Here is a 20,892-nt window from a genome sequence, read left to right as displayed (position 1 = left end):
GTCAGTCCTCGCCGCGCGGCCCTTCCTTCGGCGTGGAGCCCGAGCCGTTGGGATCCTCGGTGCCCGTGGAGCCCGACGAGCCCGTGGAACCGGTGCCGCCGCCCGCGAAGCCGCCGCCCGTGAAGCCGCCGAAACCCCGTCGCATCCGGCTGCCCAGGTCCCCCGCGCCGTCCGCGAGGTCCGTCACGAGCTTCATCAGCGGGTCCTTGCTGCCGCGCACATGCCCCGCGTAGCTGGACGCCGACTGGCGGAAGGAGTCGGTGACCGAGGTGTCCTTGTCCTCGCCGCGCCGCGGGTAGTGGCCGTCCATGATCCGCTGGTGGTCGCGGGTGGCCGCCCACTTCTTCAGCTCGGCCGCGCGCACGGTGGTGAAGGGGTGGCTGCGGGGCAGCGTGTTGAGGATCTTCAGCACGGAGTCGCGCAGATCGCCGCCCGCCTCGTACTCCTCGGCCTGTTCCAGGAACGCGTCCACGTTCATCTCGTGCAGGTGGTTGCCGCCGGCGAGCTTCATCAGGCCGCGCATCGAGGCCTGGAGGTCCTGCCCGACCAGCAGGCCGGCACGGTCCGCGGACAGCTCGGACTTGCGGAACCACTCGCGCAGCGCGGTCACCAGCGCCATGATCGCGACATTGCCGAGCGGGATCCAGGCGACCCGGAGGGCGAGGGTGGTCAGGAACAGCAGGATCGTGCGGTACACGGAGTGTCCGGACAGGGCGTGGCCGACCTCGTGCCCGATCACCGCCCGCATCTCCTCCTCGTCGAGCAGCTCGACGAGCCCCGTGGTCACGACGATGATCGGCTCGTCCAGTCCGATGCACATCGCGTTGGGCTGCGGGTCCTGGTTGACGTACATCGGCGGGACCTTCTCCAGGTCCAGGATGTAACAGGCGTCCCGCAGCATGTCGTTGAGGTGGGCGAACTGCCGGTCCGAGACGCGCACCGAGTCGGACAGGAACAGCAGCCTCAGGCTCCGCTCGGGCAGCAGGCCGCTGAGGGCCTTGAAGACCGTGTCGAAGCCGCTCAGCTTGCGCAGCGCGACCAGGGCGGAGCGGTCCGCGGGGTGCTCGTAGGCACGCGAGGAGATCTCCGGGAAGCGCCTGCGCCGCCTGCTCGGCACGCTGCCGAGCCCGTCCTGCTGGTGGCCGTCGTCGGACATGTGGTCCCCCATGTGCGTCGGTGTGCCTGGTGTGCCTTTTGCGCATTCTTGTACGTCCCCGGAGCAAGGCCCAGCCTAGGCGGAGATACCGTGGACGGGCAGTACAGCGAAGGAGTCCCGCACCATGGAGCACGACGCCGCGATCGGCTGGATCGCCGCCGCCGCACAACAGCAGGGGGCGGGGAACCTCCTCCGGGTCGTACTGATCGTGATGGTCGTCGGCTGTGTGCTGACGGGATGGTTCCTGCTGCGGGGGTACAGGCGGAAGGACGACTGAGGGCCCGGGAAGGTTGCTCGACGGCGGAGTCGGCGTGAGCGCGGCGGAGGCGCCCGCTTACGATGAGCCGACGTCTTTATCCCGCCCACACGCGATAGGTCCTGCCGAAGATGAGCTTCCACAGCGCCGCTGCCCAGTTGGTCACCCTCGCCTCCGAGGGCCAGGAGCACGGCGGCAACCACGAGAGCCTCAACCCCCTGCTCACCGGCGGTGGCGCGTTCATCGCCCTGATGGTGCTGCTGTGGATCACCACCCGGTTCAACCGCGACCGCTGACTCCACGGTCCGGGCCGGTAGGGTCTGCACGCATGGGAGAGCAGGACATGCCTACCGGCCCGTCGACCTCGGCCAAGCGCCGTCTCGGCGTCATGGGCGGGACGTTCGACCCGATCCACCACGGGCACCTGGTGGCGGCCAGCGAGGTCGCCGCCCAGTTCCACCTGGACGAGGTGGTGTTCGTGCCGACCGGGCAGCCGTGGCAGAAGAGCGACAGCAGCGTCTCCGCGGCCGAGGACCGCTACCTGATGACGGTCATCGCGACCGCCGAGAACCCGCAGTTCTCGGTGAGCCGTATCGACATCGACCGCGGTGGCCCCACCTACACCGTTGACACCCTGCGTGACCTGCGGGCCCTCAACCCCGACACGGACCTGTTCTTCATCACCGGCGCCGACGCCCTGGCCCAGATCCTGACCTGGCGGGACAGCGAGGAACTGTTCTCCCTGGCACACTTCATCGGGGTCACCCGCCCGGGCCACCACCTGACCGACGCGGGGCTCCCGGAGGGCGGTGTCTCGTTGGTGGAGGTTCCCGCCCTCGCCATCTCCTCCACGGACTGCCGTGCGAGAGTCGCCAAGGGCGACCCCGTCTGGTATCTGGTGCCCGACGGAGTCGTGCGCTACATCGCCAAGCGACAGCTGTACCGCGGCGAGTGAGCCGAGAGGGGCACCGGTGAACGACCGATACGACGCGGGGGCCGCAGGGTACGGCGCCGACCAGTACGAACTCGTCGGCTACGACGAGTACGGCCGGCCCGTGTACCGGCAGGTCCCGGCCCAGCAGCCGTACGACCCCTACGCGCAGCAGCAGGGCTACGGGTACGACCCGTACGACACCGGCCGGCAGCAGCCGGTGCCCCCGTACGACCCCTACGGGACCGGTCAGCAGCCGCCCGTGCCCCCGTACGACACGGGCCACGACCCCTACGGCCGGACCGCCGCCGGCGGTCAGCAGCCGCGCGTCGCCGAGCAGACCGCGTACATCCCGCAGCAGGCGCGCCCCGAGCAGCGCCAGGACCCCTTCGGGGACACCCGGGGCGCCGGGGGCGGCCACGAGGACCGGGACTACCGGACGGAACAGTTCGCCTTCGTCGAGGAGCCCGACCAGGACTCCGAGGACGTCATCGACTGGCTGAAGTTCACCGAGAACCGCACCGAGCGCCGCGAGGAGGCCAAGCGCCGCGCCCGCAGCCGCCTGGTCGCCCTCGTCGTCGTCCTTGCGCTGGTCGCGGCCGGTGGGGTGGGTTACCTCTGGTACGCCGGGAAGCTGCCCGGTGTGTCCGGCTCCGAGGACACGAAGGGCGGTACGACGTCCGCGGCCGCGCAGCAGCGGGACGTGATCGTCGTCCACCTGCACGACACCAAGAAGGGCGGCACCACCACGGCGCTGCTCGTCGACAACACGACCACCGAGCAGGGCACCACCGTCCTGCTGCCCAACTCGCTCGCCCTGTCCGGCGACGACGGCACGACGACGCTGGCCAAGTCGGTCGAGGACGACGGCTCCTCCGGCACCCGCGAGGCCCTGGACACCGTCCTCGGCACGTCCATCCAGGGCACCTGGCGTCTGGACACCCCCTACCTGCAGAACCTCGTCGACCTCGTCGGCAACATCGAGGTCGACACGGACACCGACGTGCCCGACCCCGCCGCCAAGAAGAAGGGCGAGGCGCCCCTGGTGAGCAAGGGCGAGCGCCAGACCCTGAGCGGGAAGATGGCGGTCGCCTACGCCACGTACCGCGCCCAGGGGGAGGCCCAGAACGCCCAGCTGGAGCGGTTCGGGCAGGTCATGCAGGGCGTGCTGCGCAAGATGTCGTCCGACCCGCAGGCCGCCACGACCACGGTGCAGACGCTGGCCCAGATCCTCGACCCGTCGCTCACCGACAAGGACCTCGGCACCTTCCTGGCCAAGCTGTCCGACCTCGCCAAGAGCGGCGACCACAAGACCGCCCTGCTGCCCGTCCAGGACGACGGCACCCTCAGCGCCGAGGCGAGCGACAGCGTGGTCAAGGACGTCCTCGGCGGCACCGCGAAGAGCCCCGACCAGGACGCGGCCGTCCGGGTCTCGGTGCAGAACGCCAGCGGCGTGAAGGACAACACGGAGAAGGCCCGTGTGGTCCTCCTCAACGGCGGCTTCACCTTCCTGGAGGCCGGCACCGCGAGCGGCGCCCAGCCGGCGTCCAAGGTCACCTACGCGGACGCCGCCGACAAGGAGAACGCCACCGAGGTCGCCAAGACCCTGGGACTGCCCGACAGCGCCGTCACGAAGGGCGAGGTGTCGTCCAACGCGAACGTCTCCGTGATCCTCGGCCAGGACTACGAGCCGGCCTCCGCCGGGTAATGCGTCGGGCTCCGTCGGCGGTCCGTGAGACCCTTGTGGACAAGTGACCGCCGACGGAAAGCCATGTAGTGACCGCAACAGACCGTTCTCTCGAGCTCATCACCACCGCCGCCCAGGCGGCCGCCGACAAGCTCGCGCACGACGTCATCGCCTACGACGTGAGCGATGTGCTGTCGATCACGGACGCCTTCCTGCTGGCGTCCGCGCCCAACGACCGCCAGGTCAAGTCGATCGTCGACGAGATCGAGGAACGGCTCCTGAAGGAACTCGGCGCCAAGCCGGTGCGCCGTGAGGGCGACCGCGACTCCCGCTGGATCCTGCTCGACTACGTCGACATCGTCGTGCACGTGCAGCACAGCGAGGAACGCGTCTTCTACGCCCTGGAGCGGCTGTGGAAGGACTGCCCCGAGATCGAGCTGCCCGCCGACGCCAAGGCCACCCGCGGCAAGGGCGAGGAGCACGCCAGGCTGCAGGCCGCCGAGGAGGCCGCCGAGACGGGCGGTGACTGGCGGTGAGCGCCACCGGTGAGGTGACCGCCGCCAGGCAGGGCCGGGGCCGCCGGATCATCCTGTGGCGGCACGGGCAGACCTCCTGGAACGTGGAGCGTCGCTTCCAGGGCACCACCGACGTCGAGCTGAGCGAGACCGGCGTCGCCCAGGCCCGCCGGGCCGCCCGGCTGCTCGCCTCCCTCAAGCCCGACGCGATCGTCTCCTCCGACCTCGAGCGCGCCGCGAACACGGCCGCCGAGCTGGCCGCGCTCACCGGCCTGGAGGTCAGTCGCGCGGAGGGCCTGAGGGAGACGTACGCGGGCGTCTGGCAGGGCCTGACGCACGAGGAGATCATCGCCCGGTACGGCGACGAGTACGCCGCGTGGAAGCGCGGCGAGCCGGTGCGCCGCGGCGGCGGCGAGCTGGAGTCCGAGGTGGCCGACCGGGCCGCCCCGATCGTGCTCGGGCACGCCGACAAGCTGCCCGACGACGGCACCCTGGTCGTCGTCAGCCACGGCGGCACGATCCGCACCACCATCGGCCGCCTCCTCGGCCTGGAGGCCCGCCACTGGGAGAGCCTCGGCGGCCTTTCCAACTGCTGCTGGTCCGTCCTCGGGGAGGGCGCCCGAGGCTGGCGGCTGCTGGAGCACAACGCCGGCACCCTCCCGGAGCCCGTGCTCGGCGACGACGACTGAGCGGCGCCGGCCCGGCCGGGACCCGGATTTCACTTTCCGGCAGGTCGCAGGCTAAAGTTCTTCTTGTTCGCCCCGCCGAGCGGGGCGAAAGACCATGCGGCCCGGCCGTGTGGGACCAGGGGCTATAGCTCAGTTGGTAGAGCGCCTGCATGGCATGCAGGAGGTCAGGAGTTCAATTCTCCTTAGCTCCACGGACGAATCCCGTCCCCCTCAGGGGGGCGGGATTTTTCGTCGTCACGCGTTTGAGCAGCCGTGGCCCAGGAGGCGTATACCTCTGGGGACGCCCTGCCTGCCGTGTCCGGACTGGTACCAAGGCGTCGCTGACCGTATTGGCCCGGCCGTGGCAGAATCAAACGGCCGGAAGGGGGCGCGGCCCGACGGGAGGGAGTAGCGATGCCTGCGAGCATCCTCGGGGAGGTCGGCCACCTCCTTGGCGAAGCGGCGTTGATACGGGACACCACCACCCGGCTCAGCTGCCCTTCCTGCGGCTCCGCGCACGTCGCCCAGGTCCTCGGCGACAACGGCGGGATCTCCTACGTGTGCACGGCCTGCGGCCACAGCTGGAGCTGATCGATGGGTGCACACAGGCGGAAGTGCGACTGGTGCGGCAGCGGGACGCCGATCGTCCGCGACATGGAACCGCTGAACCCCGACTACCAGTACTGGTGCGAGGAATGCGCACGGGCGCTGATCATAAAAGGCGACCCGATCGAGACGTACCGCGAGCTGGAGGGTGAGCCGATCTACGGGCGGCTGCTCGAAGAGCACTGCACGCTCAAGCGGTTCTACTCGTTCGTGACGGCCTGACGCCTGCCCGTGGCGGCCGCGGCGAGCACCAGGACGAGGCAGCCGACGGCGGCGTAGAGACCCGACAGCGCGAACTCGAGCGGGTTCTGGCGCAGTTCGGGCCGGCCGTGCGTGTGCGGCACCCACCACAGGGCGTACGAGCAGAACACCAGGAGCGTGCCCGCCGCGGCCGTGCGCCGACCGCGCGCCGCGAGGAGCAGCACGAGCGGTACACACCAGACCCAGTGGTGCGACCACGACACCGGGCTGACGAGCAGCGCCGTCACCGCGCAGCAGACCACCGCCCAGGCCCGCTCCCCGCGCAACTCCGCCCGCACCGCCATCGCGAGCCCCGCCGTGCCCGCGAGGGCCGCCGTGGCGAGCCAGAGCGCGCCCGGGTCGGGAGTGTGCAGCAGGCGGGCCAGGACACCGCGCAGCGCCTGGTTGGCGGTCTCCTCGGCGTGCCCGGCCCGGTCGGTCCGGAACACCATGTCGGTCCAGAACCGCCAGGAGTCGTACGGCAGGACGACCGCCGCGATGAGCGTCGCCCAGGCGAAACTGCCGGCCGCCGCGCGCGCGTGCCGCAGCCACGGGCCCGGCCGCCGTCGTCCGCGCGCCACGACGGCGGTGGCGAGCAGGAAGACGGCGAACAGCGCGGGGGTCAGCTTCACGGCCGCCGCGAGGCCGATGCCGACACCGGCCCAGCGGTCTCCGGGACGTCGGGCAAGGTCCCACAGGACGAGGACGGCGAGCGCCAGGTTGACCTGGCCGTAGCGCAGGGTCGTCCACACCGGCTCGCACCACACGGCGACCGCCGAGACCCACCAGACGGTCTCCACGCGCGCGTGCCCGGCCAGCCGCAGGGAGAGCCGCACGAGCACCACCAGCAGGGCGAGGTTCCCGGCGGTGGCCAGGGTGCGCAGCGACCCCGTGTCGAGGAGCGTGAGCGGGGTGAACAGCACCGCGGCGAAGGGCGGGTAGGTGGCGGGCAGTTGGGCGGCGGTCGCGCGCAGGGCGTACAGGTCGCCGCCCGCGCGTACGGCGGCGCCCTCGGCCCGGTACACCATCAGGTCGATCATCGAGACGTGCGCGGCCCGCTGGGCGAGCCAGAACGCCGCGAAGGACAGCAGGCACGCGCTCAGGGCGACGGGCATCCGGTGACGGACTGCGGTGGACGTGATCACGGTCACGAGGGCCGACCATATCGGTCGTATCGGCGCGGAAGGGAAACGATTTGGTGGAGCACCCCGTCCACCGTGTAATGTTGGCGTCGCCGCCGGGGAAACCGACGGAACACCGCAAGGGGCTATAGCTCAGTTGGTAGAGCGCCTGCATGGCATGCAGGAGGTCAGGAGTTCAATTCTCCTTAGCTCCACAAGCAGATCCCGCCGGGTCGATTCGATCCGGCGGGATTCTTCTGTTTCCAGGGCTGTTGACGTCCTGGGGCCGTTGACGACGAGGGCCGCCCGAGGTCGGGCGGCCCTTGGTGCGTCCGGTCAGCGGCCGAGGGCGCGGCGGCCGCGGCTCTGCGAGAGGACCGGGAGGTTGCTGCGGGACGGCGCCCGCTCCGCCTGCTCCTCGATGCGCAGGGCGAGCGCCGGACAGCGGCGGACCGCGCGCAGCGCCTTGGCCTCCGCGTAGCGCGGCACCTGGGCCTGGGCGACGGTCGGGAAGCCGTCGGCGCCGAGCTCGAAGACCTCCGGGAGGATGTCGGCGCACAGGCCGTGGCCCCGGCACAGCGTCCAGTCGACGTAGATCTTCTGGCGGCTGGGGCCGTTGTCCTCGGCCGCGCCGCCGGGGATGCCCGTCGGGGCCCTGCCGCCCTCGAAGAGCGGCAGCACGCCCTCCACGGGACGTCCGCAGCCGTTGCCGAGGACGTGGGCGGCCAGGTCGTCCGTGAAGGCCTTGACGGTCGACTCCAGGAACATCGCGGAGCCGTCGGGGTGCGAGCACGCGCCGCGCCGCTTGACGTTCTTGGCGACCTGCTTGAGGGCCTCCAGGGCGGCCGGACCGCCGCCGTTGAGAATGTCCTCCAGGCCGCGCGCGGCGGCCGGCAGGCCGAGGTAGCAGGGACCGCACTGGCCCGCGCTCTCTTCCGCCAGCCACTGCGCGACCCGCAGCGACTCGCCCAGCGGGCAGGTCTCCTGGCTGATCGGCAGGATCGCGCCGGCGCCCAGCGAACCGCCCACCGCGTCCAGCGAGTTGCGCGAGACGATGGCCTCGTCGACCGTCGCCGCGTCGATCCACTTGCCGTGGTAACCGCCGGTCAGCACGCCCTGCGGGACGGGCGGGGCGCCGGCCAGCTGCAGGACGTACCGCAGGGGCACGCCCGTGGGCACCTCGATGACCATGGGGCGGGCGACGGCGCCGGAGACCGTCAGCATGACGGTGCCCGGCTCGTCGTACAGGCCGGTGTTGCCGTAGCGCTCCGGGCCGATGCGGGCGGCGATGGCCAGCTGGGCGAACGTCTCGGCGTTGGACAGCAGGGTGGGCGCGCCGCCGACGCCGCTCTGCGAGGCGCTGATCTTGCGGCCGGACGGGATCGCCGGGCCGCCGTCGATCGAGCGGACCAGCGACGCGGCGGCGCCGGTGACCATGCGGACCGGGTTGCGCTGCACGCGGGCACGCAGGGCGGAGCGGCGTCCGTTGCTGAGGCCGCGTTCGGCGAGCGCGGCCTCCATGGAGCGCTGCGTGGACTCGCGGGTGACCCCCACCACGAGCGTGCGGGCACCCAGCGCCTCCGCGCACAGCAGGGCGCCGTCCAGGATCAGGTGCGGAGCGCGGTTGATCAGCACCGTGTCCTTGCGGCAGGCCGGTTCGTCCTCGCTGCCGTTGACGACGACGACCGGCCGGATGCCGCGCTTGATCGCCGATTCGGCGACCGAGCGCAGCTTCTTGTGGAAGGGGAACCCCGCGCCGCCGCGGCCCCTGAGGTTGATGCGTTCGGCGAGCTGCGCGAGCTGCTCGCCGCCCATCGGTTCTAGCGGCCCGTGCACCTTCAGGTGCATGGGCAGATCGAGTCGTTCGACAAGGTCGAAGCCCGACGTGAGCTGAGGAAGACCGACCACGCGGACTTCTGGGACGTCGGGCAGGGCCTCGTTCACCTATTGCCTCCGGAAGGCGTGTTCCAAGGTTCGCCCGAACCCGGTGCGCCGAAGTCGTAGGACGCACCGGGCAGTGATTCAGTGGCGGGACCGCTGTTGTTGTACGTGTCGTCCGGGTAGTACGTGCCGAAGGCTGCGTTCATCTCACCGGTGTCGTACACATCACTCGATCCATAGCCGGACGCGCCCGGATTGCCATAGGCCGGCATGTTGTATCCCGTGTCCTGGAGCGGGTCGTACGCCGACGGGGGCGCCTCGCCGACCGGGGGCGGGGACGGGATCGGCCAGGAGCCGGACGGCCCCTCGACGCGCGGGAGGGCCTCCGTGGGCTGGAAGTCCGGCACGTCCATGCGCGCGGTCCGGTCGGCGAACGACTGCTGGGGGCGCGGGGAGCGGCCGACGGCACGGTACGCGGCGGCGAAACCGCCGGTGGTCTCCGCGGCGGAGGCGCGTGCGGAGTCCTCGGACAGGTGGTACGAGGGGGGCGTGGAGACCGTCGCCGCGCGCCGCCTCTCGTAGCCCGCCGGCGCCGTCTCGTACCCCGGCAGCGCGGACTCGCCGGGCACCCGGGCGCGGCTCGCGTCCAGGTCCTCGCGGCCCGGCTGCTGCTCGGTGCCGACGAGCGCGGCGACCCGGTCGGCGATCCGGCGTTTGACCTGGCGGGGCGCCGCGCGCAGGGCGAGGGCGCCCATCACCGCGACCAGGGACAGGCCGTACAGGAACACGAAGACGGGCTTCGCCTCGCGGCCCGCGAACAGACCGTGGACCAGCGCTCCGCACCAGGCCGGATAGGCCAGCGTGTGCATCGACCGCCAGCGGGCGGCGACCGGCGCCGGGGAGGCGAAGGCGCCGCGCAGGGCGCCGGTGAGTCCCACGAAGATCATCAGCAGCCCGGCCGCCGAGCCGAGACCGATCAGTCCCGCGCTGCCGGTCACGCCGAGCGAGAAGGGGATGATCACGGCCAGGAAGCCGACGTGGTCGAGCACGAGCTTCGTGGTGACGTGCAGCAGCAGGAACGCGATCGAGGCGACCGCCAGCGTCCGGTGCACCGCCTGCCCGACGAGCCGCTGACGCGCGTTGAGGAAGACCCGGTCCTGGGCGAACAAGCCCCACAGCACCGAGCCGGAGAGGGTGACGAGGGACAGGACGCCGGCGCCGAAGTCCAGGAAGTCGCGGAACTGGTCACCTCCGACCAGCACGGCCACGGGTATGAGCACAAGGGCGACAGCCGTCGCGACCCCATAGGCCGATCGGCCCGGCTGGGGGAACGAGCTGGTACTGCGACGAGGGTTCATGGGGGCAACTCCGAGCGGTTCGGGAAAGCGGTCCCGCGCCGCACTCTAAGTCGCCCCATACCGATGGGTAGGACGTTTGAGTTATTGCGTCGTTATCAAACGACAGTGCGCTTGTCGTGATGCCCCTTAGGGGCCGTTACGCCGAGTAACTCTTGACCCTTGTTCAAGTCCGTCGCGGCCCGGTCGGCGGCTGCGGTACCCTGACGCCATGCGTGCCGTACGCCTTCTGCTTAGCGGGCCGCGCTGATCAGTCCCGGCCACCGGGTGAGTCGAGTGGCCGGAGTCGGCGCGGCGTCCCCTCCTGTGCGAGGGGATTTTTCGTTTCCGAGGAACCACAGCCGCTGGCAGAGACGATCGATGGAGCTTTGAGGATCATGAGCGAGACGAACCCCGCAGCCGCCACTGGCCTGTCGGTGGATGCCGCGCCGCACCGCTACACCGCCGCCATGGCAGCCGAGATCGAGGCACGCTGGCAGGACTTCTGGGACGCCGAGGGCACCTACGCGGCGCCGAACCCCAAGGGCGACCTGGCGGGCGACCCGGCGGTCGTGGCCCGCCCCAAGAAGTTCATCATGGACATGTTCCCGTACCCCTCGGGTGCGGGCCTGCACGTCGGCCACCCGCTGGGCTACATCGCCACCGACGTCTTCGCCCGCTTCCAGCGCATGACCGGGCACAACGTCCTGCACACCCTGGGTTTCGACGCCTTCGGGCTGCCCGCCGAGCAGTACGCCGTGCAGACCGGCACGCACCCGCGCGTGTCCACCGAGGCCAACATGGAGAACATGAAGGCCCAGCTGCGCCGGCTGGGCCTGGGCCACGACAAGCGCCGGTCGTTCGCCACGATCGACCCGGACTACTACAAGTGGACCCAGTGGATCTTCCTGCAGATCTTCAACTCCTGGTACGACGACGAGGCGCGCAAGGCCCGCCCGATCGCCGACCTGGTCGCCCAGTTCGACAGCGGTGAGCGTGCGGTGCCCGGCGGGCGCTCGTGGAGCGAGCTGAGCGCCGCCGAGCGCGCCGACGTCCTGGGCGAGTACCGCCTGGCCTACGCCTCCGACGCGCCGGTCAACTGGTGCCCCGGCCTGGGCACCGTCCTGGCCAACGAGGAGGTCACCGCCGACGGCCGCTCCGAACGCGGCAACTTCCCCGTCTTCAAGGCCAAGCTGCGCCAGTGGAACATGCGGATCACCGCCTACGCGGACCGGCTGCTGGACGACCTGGAGGCGCTGGACTGGCCCGAGGCCATCAAGCTGCAGCAGCGCAACTGGATCGGCCGCTCCGAGGGCGCCCGCGTCGACTTCCCGATCGACGGCGAGCACATCACCGTCTTCACCACCCGCCAGGACACCCTGTTCGGCGCGACCTACATGGTGCTGGCGCCCGAGCACCCGCTGGTGGAGAAGTTCACCCCGGCCCAGTGGCCCGAGGGCACCCACCAGATGTGGACCGGCGGCCACCGCACGCCGGCCGACGCCGTCGCCGCATACCGTGCGCAGGCCGCCGCCAAGTCCGACGTCGAGCGGCAGGCCGAGGCCAAGGACAAGACCGGTGTCTTCACGGGTGCGTACGCCACCAACCCGGTCAACGGCGAGCGAGTCCCCGTCTTCATCGCCGACTACGTCCTGATGGGCTACGGCACCGGCGCGATCATGGCGGTCCCGGCGCACGACAGCCGCGACTTCGCCTTCGCCCGCGCCTTCGAGCTGCCGATGCGGTGCGTCGTCGAGCCGTCCGACGACCGGGGGACCGACCCCTCGACGTGGGACGACGCCTTCGCCTCGTACGACGCGAAGATCGTCAACTCGTCCGGCGAGGACGTCTCCCTGGACGGCCTGGGGGTCGCCGAGGCCAAGGCGCGCATCACCGAGTGGCTGGAGCGCAAGGGCATCGGCGAGGGCACCGTCAACTTCCGGCTGCGCGACTGGCTGTTCAGCCGGCAGCGGTACTGGGGCGAGCCGTTCCCGATCGTGTACGACGAGGAGGGCATCGCCCACGCCCTGCCCGAGTCGATGCTGCCGCTGGAACTGCCGGAGGTCGAGGACTACTCGCCGCGCACCTTCGACCCGGACGACGCCGACACCCAGCCCGAGACGCCGCTGTCGCGCAACGAGGACTGGGTCAACGTCACGCTGGACCTGGGCGACGGCCCGAAGAAGTACCGCCGTGAGACCAACACCATGCCCAACTGGGCCGGTTCCTGCTGGTACGAGCTGCGCTACCTGGACCCGCACAACGACGAGGCGCTGGTCGACCCGGAGATCGAGCGGTACTGGATGGGGCCGCGCGAGGGCCAGCCGCACGGCGGCGTCGACCTGTACGTGGGCGGCGCCGAACACGCCGTGCTGCACCTGCTGTACGCGCGCTTCTGGTCCAAGGTGCTGTACGACCTGGGGCACGTGTCGTCCGCCGAGCCGTTCCACCGGCTGTTCAACCAGGGCATGATCCAGGCCTACGTCTACCGGGACAGCCGCGGCATCGCGGTGCCGGCCGCCGAGGTGGAGGAGCGCGACGGCGCGTACTACTACGAGGGCGAACAGGTCACCCGGCTGCTGGGCAAGATGGGCAAGTCCCTGAAGAACGCGGTCACTCCGGACGAGATCTGCGCCGAGTACGGGGCGGACACGCTGCGGCTCTACGAGATGGCCATGGGTCCGCTGGACGTGTCCCGGCCGTGGGACACGCGCGCGGTGGTGGGCCAGTTCCGGTTGCTGCAGCGGCTGTGGCGCAACATCGTCGACGAGGCCACCGGTGAGGTCACGGTGGTGGACGCGGACCCCGCCGACATCGACGAGGAGACGCTGCGCGCGCTGCACAAGGCGATCGACGGGGTGCGCGGGGACCTGGAGGGCATGCGGTTCAACACCGCGATCGCCAAGGTCACCGAGCTGAACAACCACCTGACCAAGGCGGGCGGCCCGGTGCCGCGGCCGGTCGCCGAGGCGCTGGTCCTGATGGTCGCGCCGCTGGCTCCGCACATCGCCGAGGAGCTGTGGCGGCGGCTGGGACACACCGAGTCGGTCGTCCACCAGGACTTCCCCGTCGCCGACCCGGCGTACGTCGTGGACGAGACCGTGACCTGTGTGGTGCAGGTCAAGGGCAAGGTCAAGGCGCGGCTGGAGGTGTCGCCGTCGATCTCCGAGGAGGAACTGGAGAAGGTGGCGCTGGCGGACGAGAAGGTCGTCGCGGCGCTGGACGGGGCCGCGATCCGGAAGATGATCGTGCGGGCGCCGAAGCTGGTGAACATCGTTCCGGCGTAGGGGTCGGCGTCAAGCGTCGTCGGGCGTAGGCGTCGGCGTGGGCGTCGGCGTCGGCGTGGGCGTCGGGCCGCGCGGCGGCCGGGCCGGATCACCTGGGTTGGCTCGGGGGCGTCCCCTACGGGTCGGGTACCGGTGCATTACGGGCAGGTTCGGGGTTCTTCTGGAACTCCGGGCCTGCCCGTTGCGTTTACCGTTGAGAAGTGGCACGGGGTGTGCCGCGGTCGGCTCGGAGGAGGAGCGTCGTGGAAGCAGTGATCATGGTGTTCGCCCTGCTCTTCGTGCTCTTCCTGGGGCTGGGCGCCTACGCCACGGTCAAGGTGGTCGGCGCCGCCAAGCGGGGCGTGGACCGCACGATCACGCAGGCCCGCCGCACGGTCGAGGACCACACCCTGCGCGCCAAGTCCTTCGCCCAACCCGGCCCCGTCGGAGAGATCGCCCAGCTGCGGCTGAAGCTGCGCACGTCGATGCGTGCCACGCAGGACACGCTGCACGCCGGCGTGGCCGAGGACGAGTCGCTGAAGGAGGCGCTCGGCCTGTTCCAGCGGCTCAGCGCGCACGGGCACGAACTGGACGCCGAACTCAGGCGCCTGGAGTCCGAGCCGGACCGCGCGACGCTCGCCGAGCGGCTGCCCGAGCTGCGGGACCGCACCGAGCGCATCACGCGATCGGCGGAATCACTGCGCTGGGCGGCCCGGGACCGGGCCGGTCGTTTCGCGGACGACGACCTGGACGCGCTGAGCGCGCAGATCGACGTGGAGACCGGGGCCCTGCGGCACTGGACCACGTCGGACTCCGACGCGACCCCGCCGCCGTGGCCCGACGCCCCGCCCACCGAGGCGCCGAACACTCAGCAGACCTGGCCGGACACCCCCCAGTCACGCACCGCCGAGGAGCCGACGCGTCCCGCCATCACCCCGCCCGGACCGCGTCCGACGTACCCCTGGCAGAAGAAGCCCCGGCCGGAGAGCACGACCTGAACACGATGCGAGACCGGATTCGAGGCCGACCCGAGGACGATTCGAGGACGGCCTGGAGACGACCTGAACACGACTGAGCTTGCGGCGCACGCCCGGTCGCCCGGGCGTCGTCGTGCGGCGTTTCCGCTCGCCTCGTCCGCACATGTGCGGCGCAGGTGACAGGCCCGGGCTGCCGCCCGGGCGCCACGACGGGTAACCTCCAGCTCATGTCCCGCCATGTCGCGATCGTCACCGATTCAACGGCCTACCTGCCGCCCCGGACGATGGAGCGCCACGGCATCACAGCGGTCCCCCTGACCGTGGTCCTCGGCGACCGGGCGCTGGAAGAGGGCACCGAGATCTCGACCCGTTCGCTGGCCCAGGCGCTGCAGAAGCGACGTCCCGTCACCACCTCGCGCCCCAGCCCCCAGATGTTCGCCGACACCTACCGCAAGGTCGCCGAGTCCGGCGCCACCGCCATCGTCTCCCTGCACCTGTCGGCCGAGTTGTCGGGCACGTTCGACGCGGCGCTCCTCGCCGCGCGCGAAGCACCGGTGCCGGTACGGGTGGTGGACACCGGGATGATCGCGATGGCGCTGGGCTTCTGCGCGCTGTCCGCGGCCGAGGTGGCGCACGCGGGCGGCACGGCCGACGAGGCGGTCACCGCAGCGGAGAAGCGGGCTTCCGGCACTTCGGCCTATTTCTACGTCGACACCCTCGACTACCTGCGGCGCGGCGGCCGGATCGGCACCGCGCAGGCGTTCTTCGGGTCCGCCCTCGCCGTGAAGCCGCTGCTGCAGCTGGACGGGGGCCGCATCGAACTTCTGGAGAAGGTCCGGACGGCCTCGAGGGCGATCGCCCGGCTGGAGGAGATCGTGGCCGACCGGGCGGGCACCGGGCAGGTGGACATCGCGGTGCACCATCTGGCCGCGGCCGACCGGGCGTCGGCGCTGGCGGACCGGGTGCGGGGGCGGGTGCCGGGGCTGGCGGATCTGCACGTGAGCGAGGTGGGCGCCGTGATCGGCGCGCACACGGGGCCCGGGTTGCTGGGGGTCGTGGTCTCGGCGCGGTGAGGGCCTGGCTCGTCGGGGTGCCGTGGTGGGCGGCGCCGTGTCCCTCGTTGTTCACCCGTGTGGGTGGCGGAATTATCCACAACCGGGCGGTGGTCCCCGGGAATTGAGCAAGATCATCGAGAGGTCGGCGGACCGCCGCATCCTCGTCGCATGGCACTTCGATCACGCACACGCACAGCATCCGCGACGAGCGGACCGGGCCGCGGACCTGCCTCCGACAGCCGCACCGCACACCGTCACCACCGCCCTCCGGCCCTGACCCGGACCCGGCACCGGCACGCGTCGGCGGAGGAACTCCGGCGCCGTGCGGAGGTGCTCTTCGGCGAACGCGCCGAGGAGTGGCGGGAGTCGGGAGCGGGCCCACCGGATGACGCCGGTGCGGCGCAGACCGCGGCCGTGCCCGCCGCTGCGGAGAGCCGGCGTGAGCGGACCGCGCTAGCGTTGCGGGAGCGGATGCCGCTGTGGTTGCAGGCACGCTGCGGCCTGGAGCGCAGGAGCGTGGTGGCGCTCGCCGTGCTGCTCGTCGTCGTCACGGGGTTCGCCGTGCAGCACTTCTGGGCCGGGCGGGCGCAGTCCGTGCGGGCACCCGAGGTGGTCCGCGCGGCGGCGCCGTACGCGTCCGACGCGGCCGAGCCACCGCCCGTGTCGGGCGCGGCGGCCCCTCCGATCGGCGCCGCCGCACGGACGCCGGTCGCCGAGATCGTCGTGGACGTCAGCGGGAAGGTGCGCGAACCCGGTGTTCACCGTCTGCCGGCCGGATCGCGGGTCGCCGACGCGTTGAAGGCGGCCGGTGGAGTGCGGCCGGGCACGGACATCGACGGTCTGAACCGGGCCCGGTTCCTGGTGGACGGGGAGCAGGTGGTCGTCGGGGGCCCCGCGCCCGCCGCGGTCCCGGCTCCCGCCGGGGGAGTCCCGGCCGGCGGGGCGGCCGGGCCCACCGCCCCTGTCTCCCTCAGCACCGCCACCGTCGAGCAGCTCGACACCCTCCCCGGCGTGGGTCCCGTGCTGGCGCAGCACATCATCGACTACCGCACCCGGCACGGCGGTTTCCGCTCCGTGGACGAACTGCGGGAGGTCAACGGCATCGGTGAACGGCGGTTCGCCGACCTGCGGAACCTCGTCCGGCCATGACGCGCACCCCGGACGTCGCGCCCTCGGGTGAGCGCCCCGCCGTGCACAGGGCCTCGGGGGGCCGCCTCGGAGCGGCCCATCCACGGCAGGAGGGGCCGGCGGACCTGCGGCTCGTACCTCTCGCCCTGGCCGCCTGGGCGACGGCGGCGCGGGCGCTGGACGCCTCACCGGGGCTGCTGACCGGCGTGGTCGTGGCATGCCTGGCCGTCGCCTGCGGCCTGCTGCTCGGTGCCGTTCGCCCGGCAGTCCCGGCAGCGCGCGTCGGCGCGGGCTTCTCCGCCGCCGCCGTGTTCCTCTGCGTCGCCGCGGCCGCCACCTCGGCGGGGCTGCACGGGGCCGATCTGCGGCGTGGCCCGGTTCCCGGCCTGGCGGAGCGGTTCGCCATGGTCACTGCCGAGGTGCAGGTCACCTCCGATCCCCGGCTCACCCGGCCGAGAGTCACGGGCAACCACCTGGCGCCGGTGTCCGTGCTGACGAAGGGCGAGGTCCTGGGCGTGGAGGAGGCCTCCGGGGCGAGAACCGTGACGCGCACGCCGGTCCTGGTGATCGTCGACGCGGGGGCGACCGGGCGGCGGGAGTGGCTCGGGCTGCTGCCGTCCACCCGGGTCAGGGTGACCGGGCGGCTCGTCCCCGCCCTGGTGGGCGGGGACCGGATCGCGGCCGTGCTGCGGGTGCGGGACCGGGCCGGGCCGCAGGTGGTGGGGGAACCGTCGGGCGCCCAGCGCTTCGCGGGACGGTTGCGCGCGGGCCTGCGGGGAGCCACCGACGGGCTTCGGGCGGACGCGCGGGCACTGCTGCCGGGGCTCGTCGTCGGTGACACCTCGCGGATCACACCGGACCTGGACGAGGCCTTCAAGGAGACCGACCTCGCGCACACGCTCGCCGTGTCCGGCAGCAACCTCACCATCGTGCTCGCCCTGCTGCTGGGCCCGCCCGGCCTCGCGCAGCGCAGTGAGCGGCGCGGCCTCGCACCCCGGCTCGGTGTCTCGCTGCGGACGACGGCCGTGCTCGGCGGCGCGCTCACCCTGGCGTTCGTGGTCGTGTGCAGACCGGACCCGAGCGTGCTGCGGGCCGCGGCCTGCGGCACCGTCGCGCTGCTCGCCCTCGCGACCGGCCGCCGCAAGTCGCTGATCCCGGCGCTGGCGACCGCGGTGCTGCTGCTGGTGCTCTACGACCCGTGGCTGGCCCGCAGCTACGGCTTTTCGCTCTCGGTCCTGGCCACGGGCGCGCTGCTCACCGTCGCGCCCCGCTGGAGCGGTGCGCTGCGCCGGCGCGGGGTGCCGCCGCGGCTCGCGGAGGCACTGGCGGCGGCGGGCGCGGCACAGGCGCTGTGCGCGCCGGTGGTGGCCGTGCTGTCGTCGCGGGTGAGTCTGGTGGCGGTGCCGTGCAATCTGCTCGTGGAGGTCGCGGTCGCGCCGGCCACCGTGCTGGGCTTCGCGGCGCTGGCGGTGGCGCCGGTGGCGATGCCGGTCGCCAAGGGCCTGGCGTGGTGCGCCGGTTGGCCGGCCGGGTGGATCGCGGACGTCGCCCGGGCCGGGGCGGCGCTGCCCGGTGCCGGGGTGGACTGGCCGGGCGGCTGGGGCGGGGCGGCTCTCCTCGCCCTCGTCACGGTGGTCGTCCTGGTCGCCGGCCGGCGGCTGCTCGGGCACCCGTGGCTGTGCGCGGGCTGCGGGGTGCTGCTCGTGCTGGCGGTGGTGCAGCCCCCGCCGCTGGCCAGAGTGGTCACGGGCTGGCCGCCGCCCGGTTGGCGGCTGGCGATGTGCGACGTGGGACAGGGTGACGCGACGGTGCTCGCGGCGGGCGAGGGCACGGGGGTCGTCGTGGACGCCGGACCCGACCCGGAACTGGTCGACCGGTGCCTGCGCGACCTCGGCATCACCCGCGTGCCGCTGGTGGTCCTGACCCACTTCCACGCCGACCATGTGGCGGGGCTGCCCGGTGTACTGCGGGGCCGTGCCGTGGGGGCGATCGAGACGACCGGCTACGAAGAACCGGCGGACCAGGCGGAGTTCGTCCGCAGGCAGGCCGCCGCCCGGGGGATCGGGGTCACGCACGCCCGGGCCGGGGAGCAGCGGCGCACCGGGGACCTGACCTGGCAGGTGCTGTGGCCTCCCCCGAGCCCTCCGCCGCGTTCCGACGGGGAGGTGTCGCCGCCCGGACCGGTACCGGCGCCGGAGGGCCCGAACGACGCCAGCGTCGCGCTGCTCGTCCGCTCGGCGGGCGTGCGGATGCTGCTGCTCGGGGACCTGGAACCCCCGGCACAGCGGGCACTGTTGCGGACACCGGCGGCCGCGCTGATGGGCGGCGTGGACGTGCTGAAGGTGGCCCACCACGGCTCCGCCTACCAGGACCCGGAGCTGATACGCCGGGCCGCGCCGCGCCTCGCGCTGATCTCCTGCGGTGCGGACAACCCGTACGGTCACCCGGCTCCCGCCACGGTCGCGGCGTTGCGGGACGGGGGCGCGACCGTGCTGCGGACGGATGTGGACGGGGCACTGGCTGTCGTCGGTGCGGGCGCGGGCTTGCGCGTGGCGCGAGACTGAAGGCATGAAAGCCGCACAGGTCGATGCCTACCTCCGCCGCATGGGCGTCCCACAACCCGCCTGGCCCACCGTCGACGTCCTGCGCGAACTGCAGCTGCGCCATCTGCAGACGATCCCCTTCGAGAACCTCTCGATCCACCTCGGCGAGGAGATCGTGCTGGAGGAGAAGCGGCTGCTGGACAAGGTGGTGGGGGCGCGGCGTGGCGGCTTCTGCTACGAACTGAACGGGGCCTTCGGCGCGCTGCTCGCCGCGCTGGGGTACGACGTCTCGTTGCTGGCGGCGCGCGTCTACGGGGAGGGCGGGCGGCTGGGCATACCGTACGACCACCTCGCGCTGCGGGTGCGGACGGTGGACGCGGGCGAGTGGCTGGCCGACGTCGGCTTCGGCGCGCTCAGCCACTACCCGCTGGCCTTCCAGGAGCGGCGCGAACAGCTCGATCCGGGGGGAGTGTTCCGCATCGCCGAGGCGGGGCCGGACGCGGCGGGCGTGCGGGGTGCGCCGGCGTCCGGGGGCGGGACCGGCGTGCCCGACCTGGACCTGGTCAGGGACGGCAAGCCCGTGTACCGGCTGGACCAGCGGCCGCGGGTGCTCGGGGACTTCGTGAGCGGGGCCTGGTGGCACAGCACCTCGGCGGAGTCGCACTTCGTGCAGTCGCTGGTGTGCTCCCGGATCACGGAGGACGGCGGGCGGATCACGCTCAGCGGGCGGCAGCTGAAGGTGACGGCGGCGGACGGGACGCGGGACCAGCGGGAGCTGGGGACGGACGAGGAGGTGCTGGAGGTGTACCGCAAGCGGTTCGGGATCGAGCTGGACCGCGTGCCGGTCGTGCGGGGAGCCGCGGGGTGGGCCGGGGCCGCGGGTGAGGTCGGCTGACCTGCTGGGTCGCCGGCCGGGACGGTGCCGGAAAATGGCGCCGTGAGCGAAGTGAGACATGTACTGGTGCTGCCCGACCGCGACGCGGCGGAGGAGGTCGCGGAAGCGCTCGGGGAGCGGTTCGGGCTGGACGAGGAGCCGCGATTGGTGCGGGACGCGCTGGCCGGTGAGGACGACGCCGAGGACGCGCAGTGGCTGGTCGTGCTGCGGGACGACGACGGGCGGCTGGACGCGGGCGCGCTGGACGAGTTCGTGGCGGAGTGGGAGGGGTGGCGGGAGGACCCGTAGGGGAGGTGTCCGTGTCGGCGGGAGGGTCCGTAGGGGAGGTGTCCGTGTCGGCGGGAGGGCCCGTAGGGGAGGTGTCCGTGTCGGCGGGAGGGCCCGTAGGGGAGGTGTCCGTGTCGGCGGGAGGGTCCGTGGGGGTGCGTTCGTGTCGGCGGGAGGGTCCGTGGGGGTGCGTTCGTGTCGGCGGGAGGGGTCCGTAAGGGAGGTGCCCGTGTCGGCGGGGACGGCCCGTAAGGGAGGTGCCCGTGTCGGCGGGGACGGCCCGTAAGGGGGCGTCCATGCGGCGAGAGGTTCCGAAGGGGACGTCCGTGCGGCGGGCACTTCGCTCGACGAGCTGCGTCTGTGCAG

General features: G+C 72.3%; 19 protein-coding genes and 2 tRNA genes. 17 read left to right on the top strand and 4 right to left on the bottom strand.

Features of this window, described 5'->3' with window-relative positions:
• Nucleotide 1: 1 nt before the first annotated feature.
• On the bottom strand, nucleotides 2-1,156 hold the full coding sequence (locus tag IPT68_RS12405; protein WP_189698501.1) for a M48 family metallopeptidase: 1,155 nt from the start codon (nucleotides 1,154-1,156) through the stop codon (nucleotides 2-4).
• 124 nt (nucleotides 1,157-1,280) lie between these two features.
• Between IPT68_RS12405 and IPT68_RS12400 the strand changes: the two genes are divergently transcribed.
• The 9 genes from IPT68_RS12400 (at nucleotide 1,281) to IPT68_RS12360 (ending at nucleotide 6,041) form a co-directional block, all read left to right on the top strand.
• On the top strand, nucleotides 1,281-1,433 hold the full coding sequence (locus IPT68_RS12400; protein ID WP_189698390.1) for a hypothetical protein: 153 nt from the start codon (nucleotides 1,281-1,283) through the stop codon (nucleotides 1,431-1,433).
• A 110-nt stretch (nucleotides 1,434-1,543) separates the two neighbouring features.
• Entirely contained in the window at nucleotides 1,544-1,708 is a 165-nt protein-coding gene (locus IPT68_RS12395; protein ID WP_189698389.1) for a hypothetical protein, read from the top strand.
• A 32-nt stretch (nucleotides 1,709-1,740) separates the two neighbouring features.
• On the top strand, nucleotides 1,741-2,367 hold the full coding sequence (nadD, locus tag IPT68_RS12390) for a nicotinate-nucleotide adenylyltransferase (RefSeq protein ID WP_189698388.1): 627 nt from the start codon (nucleotides 1,741-1,743) through the stop codon (nucleotides 2,365-2,367).
• A 16-nt stretch (nucleotides 2,368-2,383) separates the two neighbouring features.
• The gene (locus IPT68_RS12385; protein ID WP_189698387.1) at nucleotides 2,384-4,051 is read left to right on the top strand and encodes an LCP family protein; all 1,668 of its coding nucleotides are present in this window, start codon (nucleotides 2,384-2,386) and stop codon (nucleotides 4,049-4,051) included.
• Nucleotides 4,052-4,119: 68 nt separating this feature from the next.
• Complete coding sequence (gene rsfS / locus IPT68_RS12380) at nucleotides 4,120-4,566, top strand: ribosome silencing factor (protein ID WP_189698386.1); 447 nt, start codon at nucleotides 4,120-4,122, stop codon at nucleotides 4,564-4,566.
• Complete coding sequence (locus IPT68_RS12375; RefSeq protein WP_373300580.1) at nucleotides 4,563-5,234, top strand: histidine phosphatase family protein; 672 nt, start codon at nucleotides 4,563-4,565, stop codon at nucleotides 5,232-5,234. Before rsfS ends, IPT68_RS12375 begins: the two co-directional genes overlap by 4 nt.
• Before the next feature lie 118 nt (nucleotides 5,235-5,352).
• Nucleotides 5,353-5,425 (top strand) — tRNA-Ala (locus IPT68_RS12370).
• Nucleotides 5,426-5,627: 202 nt separating this feature from the next.
• Nucleotides 5,628-5,804, top strand: a complete 177-nt coding sequence (locus IPT68_RS12365) for a hypothetical protein (protein ID WP_189698385.1) — start codon at nucleotides 5,628-5,630, stop codon at nucleotides 5,802-5,804.
• 3 nt (nucleotides 5,805-5,807) lie between these two features.
• On the top strand, nucleotides 5,808-6,041 hold the full coding sequence (locus IPT68_RS12360) for a hypothetical protein (protein WP_019523121.1): 234 nt from the start codon (nucleotides 5,808-5,810) through the stop codon (nucleotides 6,039-6,041).
• Here IPT68_RS12360 and IPT68_RS12355 read toward each other — a convergent pair.
• Nucleotides 6,020-7,174, bottom strand: a complete 1,155-nt coding sequence (locus IPT68_RS12355) for a glycosyltransferase 87 family protein (RefSeq protein WP_189698499.1) — start codon at nucleotides 7,172-7,174, stop codon at nucleotides 6,020-6,022. The genes IPT68_RS12360 and IPT68_RS12355 overlap by 22 nt on opposite strands.
• Nucleotides 7,175-7,322: 148 nt before the next feature.
• Between IPT68_RS12355 and IPT68_RS12350 the strand changes: the two genes are divergently transcribed.
• Nucleotides 7,323-7,395 (top strand) — tRNA-Ala (locus IPT68_RS12350).
• A gap of 121 nt (nucleotides 7,396-7,516) precedes the next feature.
• Here the strand turns inward: IPT68_RS12350 and IPT68_RS12345 are convergent.
• Together IPT68_RS12345 and IPT68_RS12340 are read right to left on the bottom strand one after the other, a co-directional pair.
• Entirely contained in the window at nucleotides 7,517-9,124 is a 1,608-nt protein-coding gene (locus IPT68_RS12345; RefSeq protein WP_189698384.1) for an NADH-quinone oxidoreductase subunit NuoF family protein, read from the bottom strand.
• Nucleotides 9,121-10,419: a cytochrome b/b6 domain-containing protein gene (locus IPT68_RS12340; protein WP_189698383.1), complete on the bottom strand. Its 1,299-nt coding sequence runs from the start codon at nucleotides 10,417-10,419 to the stop codon at nucleotides 9,121-9,123. Before IPT68_RS12340 ends, IPT68_RS12345 begins: the two co-directional genes overlap by 4 nt.
• Before the next feature lie 374 nt (nucleotides 10,420-10,793).
• On the opposite strand from IPT68_RS12340, the gene leuS reads away from it, so the two are divergent.
• The 7 genes from leuS (at nucleotide 10,794) to IPT68_RS12305 (ending at nucleotide 20,547) form a co-directional block, all read left to right on the top strand.
• Nucleotides 10,794-13,682 carry a leucine--tRNA ligase gene (gene leuS / locus IPT68_RS12335; protein WP_189698382.1) on the top strand — a complete coding sequence of 963 codons (2,889 nt, stop codon included), beginning with the start codon at nucleotides 10,794-10,796 and terminating at the stop codon, nucleotides 13,680-13,682.
• Between the two features lie 242 nt (nucleotides 13,683-13,924).
• On the top strand, nucleotides 13,925-14,659 hold the full coding sequence (locus IPT68_RS12330) for a hypothetical protein (protein WP_189698381.1): 735 nt from the start codon (nucleotides 13,925-13,927) through the stop codon (nucleotides 14,657-14,659).
• A gap of 206 nt (nucleotides 14,660-14,865) precedes the next feature.
• Nucleotides 14,866-15,711 (top strand): DegV family protein, encoded by an 846-nt coding sequence (locus IPT68_RS12325; protein WP_189698380.1) that lies wholly within the window; start codon nucleotides 14,866-14,868, stop codon nucleotides 15,709-15,711.
• Between the two features lie 150 nt (nucleotides 15,712-15,861).
• Nucleotides 15,862-16,842 carry a ComEA family DNA-binding protein gene (locus IPT68_RS12320; RefSeq protein ID WP_189698379.1) on the top strand — a complete coding sequence of 327 codons (981 nt, stop codon included), beginning with the start codon at nucleotides 15,862-15,864 and terminating at the stop codon, nucleotides 16,840-16,842.
• The gene (locus IPT68_RS12315; RefSeq protein WP_189698378.1) at nucleotides 16,839-19,385 is read left to right on the top strand and encodes a ComEC/Rec2 family competence protein; all 2,547 of its coding nucleotides are present in this window, start codon (nucleotides 16,839-16,841) and stop codon (nucleotides 19,383-19,385) included. Before IPT68_RS12320 ends, IPT68_RS12315 begins: the two co-directional genes overlap by 4 nt.
• Before the next feature lie 4 nt (nucleotides 19,386-19,389).
• Complete coding sequence (locus IPT68_RS12310) at nucleotides 19,390-20,259, top strand: arylamine N-acetyltransferase family protein (protein WP_189698377.1); 870 nt, start codon at nucleotides 19,390-19,392, stop codon at nucleotides 20,257-20,259.
• Between the two features lie 42 nt (nucleotides 20,260-20,301).
• Entirely contained in the window at nucleotides 20,302-20,547 is a 246-nt protein-coding gene (locus IPT68_RS12305) for a hypothetical protein (protein WP_189698376.1), read from the top strand.
• Nucleotides 20,548-20,892: the final 345 nt, after the last annotated feature.

It is taken from the genome of Streptomyces chromofuscus (assembly GCF_015160875.1).
GTDB classification, from domain to species: Bacteria; Actinomycetota; Actinomycetes; order Streptomycetales; family Streptomycetaceae; genus Streptomyces; species Streptomyces chromofuscus.
Note: the sequence above shows the minus strand (reverse complement) of the source record. Positions and strands in the feature narration are given on the sequence as shown.

What these genes read in the sequence shown, in the direction of transcription:
- IPT68_RS12340 (WP_189698383.1), bottom strand. Translation starts at nt 10,419, where the DNA reads ATGAACCCTCGTCGCAGTACCAGCTCGTTCCCCCAGCCGGGCCGATCG.
- IPT68_RS12365 (WP_189698385.1), top strand. Translation starts at nt 5,628, where the DNA reads ATGCCTGCGAGCATCCTCGGGGAGGTCGGCCACCTCCTTGGCGAAGCG.
- leuS (WP_189698382.1), top strand. Translation starts at nt 10,794, where the DNA reads ATGAGCGAGACGAACCCCGCAGCCGCCACTGGCCTGTCGGTGGATGCC.
- IPT68_RS12360 (WP_019523121.1), top strand. Translation starts at nt 5,808, where the DNA reads ATGGGTGCACACAGGCGGAAGTGCGACTGGTGCGGCAGCGGGACGCCG.
- IPT68_RS12315 (WP_189698378.1), top strand. Translation starts at nt 16,839, where the DNA reads ATGACGCGCACCCCGGACGTCGCGCCCTCGGGTGAGCGCCCCGCCGTG.
- IPT68_RS12405 (WP_189698501.1), bottom strand. Translation starts at nt 1,156, where the DNA reads ATGTCCGACGACGGCCACCAGCAGGACGGGCTCGGCAGCGTGCCGAGC.
- IPT68_RS12310 (WP_189698377.1), top strand. Translation starts at nt 19,390, where the DNA reads ATGAAAGCCGCACAGGTCGATGCCTACCTCCGCCGCATGGGCGTCCCA.
- nadD (WP_189698388.1), top strand. Translation starts at nt 1,741, where the DNA reads ATGGGAGAGCAGGACATGCCTACCGGCCCGTCGACCTCGGCCAAGCGC.
- IPT68_RS12325 (WP_189698380.1), top strand. Translation starts at nt 14,866, where the DNA reads ATGTCCCGCCATGTCGCGATCGTCACCGATTCAACGGCCTACCTGCCG.
- IPT68_RS12400 (WP_189698390.1), top strand. Translation starts at nt 1,281, where the DNA reads ATGGAGCACGACGCCGCGATCGGCTGGATCGCCGCCGCCGCACAACAG.
- IPT68_RS12355 (WP_189698499.1), bottom strand. Translation starts at nt 7,174, where the DNA reads ATGCCCGTCGCCCTGAGCGCGTGCCTGCTGTCCTTCGCGGCGTTCTGG.
- IPT68_RS12395 (WP_189698389.1), top strand. Translation starts at nt 1,544, where the DNA reads ATGAGCTTCCACAGCGCCGCTGCCCAGTTGGTCACCCTCGCCTCCGAG.
- IPT68_RS12320 (WP_189698379.1), top strand. Translation starts at nt 15,862, where the DNA reads ATGGCACTTCGATCACGCACACGCACAGCATCCGCGACGAGCGGACCG.